Annotated in this window: 8 protein-coding genes and 1 pseudogene; 2 read left to right on the plus strand and 7 right to left on the minus strand. The window is 73.3% G+C overall.

Annotated elements, in window-relative coordinates; translation table 11 throughout:
- Positions 1-19: 19 nt before the first annotated feature.
- Positions 20-988: pseudogene (locus ACN28A_RS06275) on the plus strand (DNA polymerase domain-containing protein).
- 247 nt (positions 989-1,235) lie between these two features.
- Here ACN28A_RS06275 and ACN28A_RS06280 read toward each other — a convergent pair.
- From ACN28A_RS06280 to ACN28A_RS06300, 5 genes are all read right to left on the minus strand, one after another.
- Positions 1,236-2,570: a PHB depolymerase family esterase gene (locus ACN28A_RS06280; RefSeq protein ID WP_421393253.1), complete on the minus strand. Its 1,335-nt coding sequence runs from the start codon at positions 2,568-2,570 to the stop codon at positions 1,236-1,238.
- 191 nt (positions 2,571-2,761) lie between these two features.
- The gene (locus ACN28A_RS06285; RefSeq protein ID WP_421393254.1) at positions 2,762-3,802 is read right to left on the minus strand and encodes a LacI family DNA-binding transcriptional regulator; all 1,041 of its coding nucleotides are present in this window, start codon (positions 3,800-3,802) and stop codon (positions 2,762-2,764) included.
- Between the two features lie 73 nt (positions 3,803-3,875).
- On the minus strand, positions 3,876-4,970 hold the full coding sequence (locus tag ACN28A_RS06290) for an asparaginase (RefSeq protein ID WP_421393256.1): 1,095 nt from the start codon (positions 4,968-4,970) through the stop codon (positions 3,876-3,878).
- 113 nt (positions 4,971-5,083) lie between these two features.
- A complete protein-coding gene (locus tag ACN28A_RS06295; protein WP_421393257.1) occupies positions 5,084-5,920 on the minus strand; it encodes a Clp protease N-terminal domain-containing protein in 837 nt (278 codons plus the stop codon).
- Between the two features lie 55 nt (positions 5,921-5,975).
- On the minus strand, positions 5,976-6,413 hold the full coding sequence (locus ACN28A_RS06300) for a hypothetical protein (RefSeq protein ID WP_421393259.1): 438 nt from the start codon (positions 6,411-6,413) through the stop codon (positions 5,976-5,978).
- 426 nt (positions 6,414-6,839) lie between these two features.
- Here ACN28A_RS06300 and alaS point away from each other — a divergent pair, with 426 nt between their 5' ends.
- Positions 6,840-9,512, plus strand: a complete 2,673-nt coding sequence (gene alaS, locus ACN28A_RS06305; protein WP_421393261.1) for an alanine--tRNA ligase — start codon at positions 6,840-6,842, stop codon at positions 9,510-9,512.
- 124 nt (positions 9,513-9,636) lie between these two features.
- Here alaS and ACN28A_RS06310 read toward each other — a convergent pair whose 3' ends face one another.
- Positions 9,637-11,388 (minus strand): hypothetical protein, encoded by a 1,752-nt coding sequence (locus ACN28A_RS06310; protein ID WP_421393262.1) that lies wholly within the window; start codon positions 11,386-11,388, stop codon positions 9,637-9,639.
- A complete protein-coding gene (locus ACN28A_RS06315; protein ID WP_421393264.1) occupies positions 11,385-12,323 on the minus strand; it encodes an ATP-binding cassette domain-containing protein in 939 nt (312 codons plus the stop codon). The genes ACN28A_RS06310 and ACN28A_RS06315 overlap by 4 nt, the downstream gene beginning before the upstream one ends.
- Between the last annotated feature and the right edge of the window lie 16 nt (positions 12,324-12,339).

The following is a 12,339-nucleotide window of genomic DNA, read 5'->3' on the forward strand; positions in this document are numbered from 1 at the left end:
GGGCCGGGAAGGTGGTTCGATGACGGGCAAGGCCGACGAGGTACGGGACGGCGTCTCGCTGACCAACCTCGACCAGCCCCTGTTCGACGGGGCGGACGCGACCAAGCGGGACCTGGTCGACTATCTGGACGAGATGCGCGACCCTCTGGTCAACCAGTTGCGGGACCGGCCGCTATCGGTGATCCGGGTGCTCCGGGGGCAGCCGCCGTTCATGCAGAAGAACGTCCCGCGCTACACACCCTCGTGGATCTCGACGGTGACGATGTGGGCGGAGGCGTCCCGCCGCGAGGTGTCGTACGCCCTCTGCAACGACCGGCGCACGCTGCTCTGGTTCGGCAACCAGCGGGCTGTCGAATACCACCCGACCCTGGTCACGGCGGGTCGGCGGGACCATCCCACCCACCTGGTGCTGGACCTCGATCCGCCGGCCCCCGACACGTTCGGGCTGGTCGTGAGCACCGCCCACCTGGTCCGGGAGGTGCTCGCCGAGGCGGGATTGACCGGGGTGGTGAAGACCAGCGGGGCGAAGGGCGTGCACATCTTCGTACCGGTCGAGGAGACGGCGCCGATCGAGGACGTGGCCGCCGCGACCCGGGCCCTGGCGGTCCGGGCGGAACGGCTGGACCCCGCGCTGGCGACGACGGCCTTCATCCGGGAGGACCGGGGCGGCCGGGTCTTCGTCGACTCGACCCGGTCCGGCGGTGCGACGGTGGTGTCGGCGTACAGTCCCCGGCTCCGGCCGGGCGTGCCGGTGTCGTTCCCGGTTTCGTAGGACGAGCTGGACCGGGTCACTCCGCTCGATTTCACGTTGCGGACCGTGCCGCGCCTGCTGGGCGGGGACGATCCGTGGGCCGGGCGGATGCCCGGTCCGCAGCGGCTCCCGGCCGACCTGGTCGCGGAGGGACACACCATCCCGGTCGCCCGGGTGCAGGCGATGCACGAGGGGAAGCGCCGGGCCCGCGCCCGCAGGGCCGCCGAGCCGGACTGAACACCTCGCCGCGCCACGGAACCGGATTCGACACCTCGCCGCGCCACCGAGCCCGGCCGAGCATCTCGCCGGTCCGCCGAACCGGGCCGCCGAACCGCGCCGCCGAACCGCGCCGGGCCGCCCGCCCGACCCGGGAAACGGGCCGGCGGGTTGCCGGCGGAGGATCACCCGCCGGCAACCCGCCTCTCCCTCGCGCGGCCCGTCGCGCTTCAGTAACGAACAGGGCAGATCGGGTACGTCGTCCAGCTCAGCTCAACGTGCAGGCCGCGCCGTTGAGGCTGACCGAGGCCGGTCTGCCGGTATTGCCCGTGTGGCTGGCCTGGAAGCCGATCCCGACCGATGCGTTCGGTGCGATGGTGCCGTTGTAGCTGGCGTTCCGGGCGGTCACCGCACCGCTGTTGGGGCTGTAGGAGGCGTTCCACCCCGAGACGATGGTCTGGCCGGCCGGCAGGGTGAAGGAGAGCGTCCAGCCGTTGATCGCGCTGCTACCTCGATTGCTGATGGTGATCGCGGCGGTCAGCCCGGAGTTCCAGGCGTTCACGGTGTAGCTGACCGCACACCCGCCCGCCGGTGGCTGCGTGGGCGGCTGGGTCGGTGGCTGCGTGGGCTGCTGGGTCGGCGGCTGGGTCGGCGGTGCGGTGGTCGGGGTCCCGGTCGGTGGCGTGCTGCCGTCGAGCCCGAAGAACCGGATCGCCTCGGCCGCGTTCACCGGCAGGTTGTGCGACACCCCCTGCATGCTGATCGCCTCGACCGGCGCCATCGGGCCGCTGCCGCCGTACCGGGTACGGGTGTAGCCGGACTGCGGGGTGTCGGTGAAGGACGGCGTCTGGCTCAGCCCGTGCACGTTCGTCCACTGCTTCACCTCTTCGCCGAAGTTCGGATAACGCAGCGTCTCGTCGTTGGTGCCGTGCCACAGTTGCATCCTGGGCCGGGCGCCGGTGTAGCCGGGGTACGCGGCCCGGACCAGGTCACCCCACTGCTGGGCGGTACGGATGAGCCGGCCGTTGGCGCACTCGCTGTTCCAGGTCGAACCGCCGGTGGTGGCGAAACAACTGTGCGGCACACCGGCGAACGCGGCTCCGGCGGCGAAGACGTCCGGGTAGTTGCCGAGCAGCACGTTCGTCATCATCGCCCCGGAGGAGGTGCCGGTGGCGAAGACCTGTCCGGTGCTGTAGCGCTGCTGCACGTACCGGACCATCGACATGATCGAAACCGGGTCGCTCCCGCCGTCGCGCCGCAGTGCCTGCGGGGAGTAGACGTCGAAGCACTGGCCGCTGCGGGTCGCCGAGGGGTAGATGACGATGTAGCCGTACCGGTCCGCCAGCGAGGCGAACTGGGTGCCGGAGTAGAACGCCGGGCCGGTACCGGTGCAGTAGTGCACGGCGACCAGGATCGCGGGACGCGTCGCCAGCCGGTCCGGCACGTAGAGGTGCATCCGCAGGTTGCTGGGGTTGGTGCCGAAGTTGGTCACCTCGGTCAGCGCCGCGGCGGAGGCCGGCGTGGCCACCGTGAGGCTCACCAGACCTGCGGCCAGCACCATCGCGCCGGTCGCGACGGCGAGCGCGCGTACGAGTCGTCGCATCCTGATCCTCTCTCGGCCTGGCGGGGCGGTCACGGACGAGCGATCCGGATATCCCGCCAGCTGAAACATCCCAAAGTATCGATGGGAATGTTTCAGCACACAAGACATTGACCGAGATGAGTTCGCACAGTGGTACCGACCCGGCCCGCACGAGGGAGCCGGACTGGTTCCCCGTGCCTGGTCCGGACGGTTCAACCGCGCCGGGGTGGGGCGGTGCTCCCGCGTACGACGAGTTCGGTGGCGAGTTCGACCCGGTGCTGGTCGAGGGCGTTGCCGGCCGCCAAGTGGATCACCATCCGGGCGGCGGTCACCCCCATCTGCTCCAGCGGCTGCCGGACAGTCGTCATCGGCGGGCCGGACCAGCGGGTGAAGGAGAGGTCGTCGAAGCCGACCACGCTCAGCTCGTCCGGGACGCGTACCCCGGCCCGGCGGGCCGCCTCGTAGACCCCGAGCGCCTGGAGGTCGTTGGCGGTGAAGATCGCGGTGGGCGGATCGGGAAGTGCCAGCAGCGCCGCGCCGTCGGCCAGCCCGCCCTCGACGTAGAGGGTGCTGATCCGCACCAGTTCGGGATCCACGGCTACCCCTGCGGCGTCCATCGCCGCCCGGTACCCGTCGAGCCGGGCCCGGCAGCACGGCCACTCGATCGGGCCGCTCAGCATCGCGATCCGCCGATGCCCCAGGTCGAGCAGGTGTCGGGTGGCGGCCAGCCCGCCGTTCCAGTTCGTCGCGCCGACGGACGGGGTCTGGTGCAGCGGCTCCCCCGTCGGGTCCAGTACGACGAGTGGGATCGACCGGGTGGCGAGCTGCGACTGCTGCGCCACGGTCAGCTCGGAGAAGACCGCGATCACCCCGATCGGGCGCCGGGTAAGCACCTGTTCCGTCCAGGCCCGCCCCGGCGTCAACCGGCCCTGCATCTCGGTGAGTACGACCGCGAGATCGTGCTCGCGGGCCACCTTCTCCACGCCCCGGATGATCTCCAGGGCCCAGAGGCTCTCCAGGGCGTGGAAGACCAGCTCCACGATGGCCACCGACGCCGAGCCGCCCGGCCGGCGGTAGCCGTGCTCCCGCAGGACCGCCTCGACCCGTTTACGGGTCTCCAGCGCCACCCCGGTCTGACCGTTGATGACCCGGGACACGGTCGGCGCGGAGACGCCCGCCAACCGAGCGATCTTGGCAACGGTGAGCACGCCGCCACGCCCGCCCCGGGCCGTCTGCGGATTGGTGCCGGTCATCGCCGCAGCCTACGCGAACATCGACAGCCGACACGCTCCCGCACTCGCCGACCGGATCGCTGGGGCGGCATGCTCACCGGGCTGGCGGTGGGACCAGCCGATCGAACCAGTCCCGAGCCGCCGCCACCGCACCACCGACACCGCCCCTGCCGCCGCCGCCGTTGCCGATGCCGTTGCCGTTGCCGTTGCCGTTGGCGTTGGCGGCGGGCCCGGCGGCGTCGGCGCCACCGTTGACGTTGCCGATTGCCACCATCAGGGCGACGCGTGCCTTGGCGGCGGGTAGACCCCGCGCGCCGATCGCGCCGACCCGGGCGGCCAGCCCGGCGGGTGGCGGCAGCTCGGCCAGGCCGACCGCCCCGGTCCGGCAGCGCGAGGCGACCACCACCGGGATGTCCCAGTCGACCAGCTCGGCGATCGCGGCGAAGAGGCCGGCCGGGACGTTGCCCGGCCCGGTCCCCTCCAGCACGACGCCCCTGGCCCCCGCGTCGGTCACCGCCCGCAGCAGCCCGGCGTCCATTCCCGGGTACGTCTTCAGCAGCGCCACCTCCGACTCCGGCTCGCCGTTCGCCTCCGGTGGGCGGGACGGTGCCGGGCCGAACAGTTCGAGGCGCTCCCCCACCACCCTGCCGAGCGGGGCGAACGGGGCCGAGGAGAACCCCCGGACGGTGGTGGCGTCGACCAGGCTCACCCAGCGCGCCGCGTGTACCTCGTCGTCCACGCAGACCACCGCACCGGCTCCGCGCAGCACCGGATCGGCGGCTGCGGTGATCGAGGACGCCAGGTTGCGCGGGCCGTCCGCGGAGAGTTCGTCGAGTTGCCGCTGCGCGCCGGTGAACACGATCGGGCCGTGCCCGGCGGCCGCGCCGGCCAGCAGGTCGGCGAGATAGGCGGTCTCCTCCAGGGTGTCGGTGCCGTGGCTGACCACGACGCCGTCGAAGCCCTCGGCCACGATGGCCGTCCGGGCCCGGCGGGCCAGCCCGAGCATGGTGCCCGGACCGGTGTCCCAGCTCGGCTCGGCGAGGACGTCCTCGACCACCACCTCGGCGGTGAGCCGCTCCGCTGGGATCAGACCGAGCAGTTCCGACCCGGTGGCGGCGTGCTCGCGCCCTGGGCTGGTGGAGTAGGCGATGGTGTCCTTCGTCGCGAGCAGCAGTACCCGGCTGGCCACGGTTGTTCCCTCCGATCGGGGTCAGGGGCTGTCGGCGAGCAGTGGCAGCGCGAGTACCAGCAGGAAGGTCAGTATCGCGACGGCCGCCGGCAGAAGCTTGCGCATGGGGGCGGTCAGTCCGTGCCGGTCCCGCCGGCCCGCTGCTCCAACCGTTCGAGCCGGGCGACGATCGGCCGCAGTTCCCGGCGTACCGCCTCGGCCAGCAGCGCGGCGGCCCCGGCCGACGCTCCGGCGGCCCCGGGTGAGGCTCCGGCGGTTCCGGATGACGGGCCGGCCGGATCGGGTGACGGGCCGGCGGGGTGCGGCGCGCCCGACGGCGCCGCGGTCTGTGCCCGCAGGTGGACGTAGCCGGCCAGGGCCGCCGCCACCGCCCGGCGGGTCAGCCGCAGCTCGGCGCCGAGCGACCTGAGCAACTGCCCGCCGACGCCGTCGGGCTCGGCGACCAGGCCCAACAGCAGGTGCTCGCAGCCGACGTAGTTGTGGCCGAACGCGGTCGCCTCGGTCACGGCCAGCTCCAGGGCGTTCGCCGCCGGCCCGCTGAAGTGCAGGCTGTCCGCCGGGTCGCCGCCCGGCTCGGCGGTGGGCCGGCCGGCGAGGTCCTGGAGCACCCGCTCCGGCTCGATCTCCTCCACCCGCAGCACGTGCAGGGCCAGGTTTGTCCCCTCGGCGAGCATCCCGGCGAGCAGGTGGGCGCTGCCGACCACCGCCGAGCCGTCCTCGCGGGACCGGTCGACGGCGAGCAGCACCGCTGCGCGGGCCCGTGGGGTGAAGTGCGGCAACCGGGCGGCCAGGTCGGCGTCGTCCAGATCGCCGAGGGCTGCCTGGCGGATCGCGGTCACCCGGCGTACGGCCTGTTCCAGGGCGCGCTGGCAGACGGCCGAGACCGGGATCCCGGCCACCCGGACCGCCTCGGCCAGCTCGTCGGGCAGATAGACATTGATCTTGGGCATCACCGGACTCCTCTCGCGCGTCTTCCGCGACGCCTTCACTATAACCCCTATGGGGTTATTGGCTACCCCCCTTGGGTTTCCGCAGGTCCGCCTCGTCGTCGGCGACCGGTCCGCCGAGCTCGCCGGTCCCGTACCGGTCGAGGATCTCCAGCACCCGCCGGCCCCAGCGCTCGTGCGCGGCCTGCCGGGTGACCCCCGCCGCCCGGGCGATCAACTCCCAGGTGACGCCCCAGCGCCGCAGGCCGACGACACTGGGCAGCGGATCGAGCCCGGTGGCCAGCACGATCCGGAAGTGCAGCAACTGCGTCGCCACCTCGCGCTGCTGCCCGGCCGACCCTTCCTGCTCGGCCGCCCACTCCGGGCTCCCGGGCACCGGCCGGCCGCCCATCAGCAGATCGGCCTGCCGGCTCGCCTCGTTGACGGCGGCGTCGGAGCTGGCCACGGCGGCGGCGGTGACGTCGGCGGCGAGTGCGGTTTCTACGAATCCATCCATTCCGTCAAGATATCCTTGACAGACAACATCCGTCAAGTTGAACCTGACAGATTATCGGCGAGCCGTTCGACGGGAGCTGAGTTAAGCTCGGTCGATGCGGCCCGACCGCCGATAGACGATTCGGGCCGCGAGTCAGGACGACCCGGGTTCGGGTCGAGCGCGAGCGAGAAGATCCGGAGTGCGGCGGATGGCGACGGCAGGGCGGCGAGCTAGCCACGCCGAGCTGGGGAACGAGGACAGCGTCCTCGCCTGACCCCCTCGGCCCGGCTCGGCGTACGCCTTTCGGCCCCGAACAGCCACGTTCTCGGCCCCGAACAGCCACGTTCCGTGCGAGCGCCTCCGGACGGACACCGCGAGGACCCGTACGGCTTTGCGCCGTGCCGGGCTCCGGTGCGCGTTCGCCACCTACCCGACAAGGGCTCCGCGATGCGATCGTCCGACCTCCGCCGCACCTTCCTCGACTACTTCACCGAGCGCGGCCACCTCCCCGTCCCGTCCAGTCCACTGATCCCGGACAACCCGACCCTGCTGCTCACCATCGCCGGGATGAACCAGTTCACCCCGTACTTCCTCGGCGAGTCGACCCCGCCCGCGGCACGGTTGACCAGCGTGCAGAAGTGCGTACGCACCAGCGACATCGACAACGTCGGCCGGACCACCCGGCACGCGACCTTCTTCGAGATGCTCGGCAACTTCTCCTTCGGCGACTACTTCAAGGCGGACGCCGTCGCGTACGCCTGGGAGCTGTTCACCCGGCACTACCGGCTCGACCCGGAGCGACTGTGGGCCACCGTCTACACCGGCGACGAGGAGACGGTCGACCTGTGGCGCCGGATCGGGGTGCCGGAACGCCGGATCCAACGCCTCGGCATGACCGACAACTACTGGTCGATGGGGATACCCGGCCCGGCCGGCCCCTCCTCCGAACTCTGCTACGACCGGGGTCCGGCGTTCGGTGCCGAGGGCGGCCCGGCGGTCGACGGCGAGCGGTACGTCGAACTCTGGAACCTGGTCTTCATGCAGCACCGGCGCGGCGAGGGCGGGGTGAAGGAGGACTTCCCGATCCTCGGTGACCTGCCGAGGCGCAACATCGACACCGGGCTGGGCCTGGACCGGCTCGCCGCGATCCTCCAGGACGTCGAGACGGTCTGCCAGACCGACCTGCTCGCCCCGACGCTGCACCTGGTGGCGGAACTCGCCGGCCGCCCGTACCCCGGCCGGGACGGCAGCCCGGAGTCGACCTCCTTCCAGGTGGTCACCGAGCACGCCCGGAGCATCGCGTTCCTGGTCGCCGACGGTGTGGTCCCCGGCAACGAGGGGCGCGGCTACGTGCTGCGCCGGATCATGCGCCGGGCGGTCCGGCACGCCCGCACGCTCGGCATCACCGAGCCGGTGCTCGGTGCGGTCACCGGCAGCGTCGTCGCGAACCTCGGTGCGGCGTGGCCGGAACTCGTCGACCGGCGCGAGCTGATCGAGTCGGTCACCGCGCACGAGGAGGAGGCGTTCGCCGGTACCCTCCGGCAGGGCGGCCGGCTGCTCGACGCGGCGATCGGCCGGGCCCGGGAGACCGACTCCGGCCGGCTCTCCGGCGAGACCGCGTTCGAGCTGCACGACACGTACGGCTTCCCGGTCGACCTCACCGTCGAGGCGGCCCGGGCGGCGGGTCTCGACGTCGACCGGGACCGCTACGCGACCCTGCTCGACGAGCAGCGCCGGCGGGCCCGCGACGGCGGCCGGAGTCGCGGCGCGGTGGCCCGGCGCCGGACGGAGAGCTACCGGGAACTGCTCGACCGGCACGGCCGGACCGACTTCGTCGGCTACACCGACCTGCACACCGGGACCGAGCTGCTCGCCGTGCTGCGGGACGGCCGTCCGGTCGAGTCGGCCGGCGAGGGCGACCGGGTCGAGCTGGTGCTGCGGCGCAGCCCGTTCTACGCCGAGTCGGGCGGGCAGGTCGGCGACACCGGCCGGATCCGCACCGCCGGGGGCGCGCTGGTCGAGATCACCGACACCCGGTACGGGCTGGACGGCCTGCACGTGCAGCACGGCCGGGTCGACTCCGGCGAGGTACGCCCCGGCGAGCCGGTGACGGCGGAGGTCGACGGTGCACGACGGGCGGCGACCGAACGCTCCCACTCGGCGACGCACGTACTGCACGCGATGCTGCGCCGGGTACTCGGACCGCACGTCCGGCAACAGGGTTCACTCGTCGCGCCCGGCCGGCTCCGTTTCGACTTCGCGCACTTCGCCCCGGTGGACGGGACCGCGCTCGACACCGTCGGCCAACTGGTCGACGACTACCTGCTGGACGACCCGGAGGTGCGGGTCTGGCAGGCGAGCCGGGCCGAGGCGGAGGCGGCCGGCGCGACCGCGTTCTTCGGCGACCGCTACGGCGAGCAGGTCCGCATCGTCGACATCGGCGACGCCTCCCGGGAGCTGTGCGGGGGGACCCACGTCGGGCACGGCACCCAGGCCGGCCCGGTACGCATCCTCGGCGAGTCCTCCGTCGGCGCCGGGGTACGCCGGATCGAGGCGCTCACCGGCCGGGACGCCCTCCGGTACGCCGACACGGAACGGCGCCTGCTCGCCGAGCTGGGCCGGCTGGTCGGCGCCCGCCCCGACGACCTGCTCGACACGCTCGGCAAGCGGCTGGAGGCGCTCGCCGAGGCGGAGGCGGCGCTGCGCCGGTACCGGCGTGCCGAACTCGACGCGATTGCCGGGACCCTGCTCGGGCAGCACCGGACGGTCGGCTCCGGCTGGCTGGTCAGCGCACGCCGCGACGACCTGACTCCGGCAGAACTCCGGACCGTGGCCAGCCGCGTACTGGCCCGGAGTCCGGCCGGCACACCGACGGTTGTGGTACTCGCCACGGCGGACGGCGATCGGGCGCAGTTGGTGGCCGGGCTGGACCGGACGCTGCTGGACCGGGGCGGCCGGCCCCGTGACCTGCTCGCCGAGCCGGGACGGCTGATCGGCGGCGGTGCCGGTGGCACGGGTCCGCTCGCCAACGCGGGCGGCCGACGGGCGGACCGGGTCGACGAGGCGGTCTCCCGTGCCGAGGCGGCAGCCGTCGCCCTGCTCACCCGCCACCCCGACTGACCGCCCACCCCGACTGACCGCCCACCCCGCCCGCCGACACCAGCCAGATCTTGACGACTTCTTGTAGTCGGAACAGCAAGAAGTCGTCAAGATCTGCTGGGTCCGCCCGGCGGGCGGGGCGTCGTCAGCGGCGGGAGTGTCGCAGGGTACCGACCAGCAACGCGAGGCCGAGCAGCGCGAGTGCGCAGCCGGCGACCAGCAGCGGGGCCGGTCCGGCCGGGCGGCCGTCGACGCGTACCGCGCCCATGACGTCGAACGTGGCGATCCCGTTCAGCGTCAGGTACCAGATCGCCAGGTAGCCGACCTGGAAGATCCGCTCGGTCCGGGTGATTGTCGCGGCGGCGTAGGCGAGCGACGGGACGAAGAGCGCACCGGCGCCCCAGGCGGCCAGCCCGGGAGCGTCCAGGGCCAGCAGCATCCGGAGCATCGGCACCAGTCCGGTCAGCCCGGCCAGGGTCACCCCGGCGAGCCACTCCGCCAGCATCCGGCGGCGCAGTGCCGGGTACGCGCCGAGCAGCCCGGCCAGGCCGTACTCGTGGCTGCGGGTGCCGAGCCGGGACCAGAGCAGTACCGGCCAGATCCAGGCCAGCGGCAGTACCGCCGTCGACACCGTCGGCAGGGGTGCCAGCGCGCCGGCCAGGGCGAGCAGCAGTACCCCGAGCCACCACCAGCGGGACCCGGCACGACGCAGTACCCGCAGCTCGGCGCCGAGCAGCCGGCCGAGGCCGTCGACCGCGGGCAGCCGGCCGGGCCGTACCGGGGCAGTGCCGTCGGCGGCACGCTCCACCCCCGACAGACCGTGCTGACGGCCCGGCTGCGACAGGCCGGGCTGACGCCGCGCGCCGCGGATCCAGGAGGGCGCCGCCTCGGCGAACCGTGCCGGGACCGGCGCCTCCCACCCCACGTCCGCCGGCCCCGGCCCGGCCGGGACCGGTAGCGACGGCCCCGCGCCGGGCGGGACGGATGGCCGGCGCCGGCCGGTGCGGGCCGGGTCGAACCGGCCGAACCAGAGCGCGGGCAGCACCGCCATCCCGACCGCGATCAGACCGAGCAGCAGCCGCTGCCCGACGAAGGCGGCGTCCGGCTCGAGTCCGGACCACTCGATCGTCCGCAGTGGAGCGTCGAGGTACATCATGCCGAGGCTGAACTCGCCGCCCGGCCCCAGTCCCGCCTCGACCAGCCGGGCCCGGATCGAGGCGGCCACCTGCTGCACACCGAGCCCGCCGAGCGGCGCGTCCGGAAGCTGCGCCACGATCATCCCGAACATCGCCAGGAAGAACCAGACGATGTTGCCGAATCCGGTCCGCAGCGGCCGTACCGTCTCGAAGAGCACCGCCGCCGCGGCGGTGACCCCCAGTACCGGCAGGGCCAGCAGGCCGAACGGCAGCAGCAGCGCGACCGGGTCCACCGCCCGGTCCTCGCCCCGGGCGAGCTGCATCAGCACGGCGGTGCCGGCGAGGACACCGAGCATCGAGCCCAGCACCAGCAGGTTGCTCAGGAACTTTCCGAGCAGGTAGCCCGGCCGGGACAGCGGGGTGGCGGCGAGTAGTTCACCGACCCGGGTGCGCTCGTCCCGGACGACGGCACCGCGCACCACGTAGAAGCCGGCGAAGGCCAGCCAGAGTGCTCCGGCGAGCGCGGTGACCGTGCCGACGTAGGCGCTGTTGTAGACGCCCCGGTACTCGTCGCCCATGTTGAACACCACCCAGTGCCCGTCGACCGCGGGCACCGCCAGATAGCCCAGGCCGACCGCGGTGGCCAACACCATCGCGTACGCCGGGCGGCGTACCCGCTCGCGGAAGTCGGCGACGGCGATCGCGCCGGGGACCCGGACGCGTACGGGCACCCGTACCGCCGTCGCGGCGGAGGCGGTCACCGGGCCACCGGCCACGTCTGGAGCCCGCCCTGCCGGTGGTGCCCGGTGGATCGGTCGTCGGCGGTGGGTGGGGCGGGCTGGTGGACGGCGTCCAGGTAGGCGTCCTCCAGGTCCGGCGGGACCGGGCTGGCGGCCGGGCCGGGCGACTGTGCCGAGAGCAGCCGGACGCGCACCCCGGAGCTGGTCCGGACGAGCCGGCTGACCAGGTGACGGGCCTGGATGCGCGGCACCTCGGCCGGGTCGACCAACAACTCCCAGACCCGCCCGTCGGTCGCCCGGAGCAGTTCGTCCGGGCTGCCCTGGCGGCGTATCCGCCCCTGCGCGACGACGACGATCTGGTGCGCCACCGACTCGACGTCCGGAACGATGTGTGTGGAGAGCACCACCACCCGGTCGACCGCCAGTTCGCCGAGCAGGTTGCGCAGGCGCACCCGCTCCTCGGGGTCCAACCCGGCGGTCGGCTCGTCGACCACGATCACCCGGGGGTCGGCCAGCAGGGTCTGCGCGATGCCGACCCGGCGCAGCATCCCGCCGGAGTAGCCGCCCAGCGGGCGGCGGGCGGCGCCGCTCAGGTTCACCAGCTCCAGCAGTTCGTCGACCCGGGTCCGGGCGGTCCGCGCCGGCAGCCCCTTGGCGGCGGCGAGAAAGCCCAGGAACTCCCGGGCGGTCAGCTGCGGATAGACCCCGAAGTCCTGCGGCAGATAGCCGAGCACCCGACGCAGCCGGTCCGGCCGGGCGAGTACGTCGGCACCGTCGAAACTCACCCGACCGCTGGTCGGCCGGGTGACCGTGGCGGCGATCCGGATCAGCGACGACTTGCCGGCCCCGTTCGGCCCGAGCAGGCCGAGCAGCCCGGGTCCGAGCCGGAGCGTCACGCCGTCGACCGCCCGGTGTCCACCCCGGTAGACCTTCACGATGTCGTGTAGTTCGAGCACGTGCCCTCTCCTTCTT

The organism is Plantactinospora sp. WMMB782, from assembly GCF_049179135.1.
Classification (GTDB): Bacteria; Actinomycetota; Actinomycetes; order Mycobacteriales; family Micromonosporaceae; genus Plantactinospora.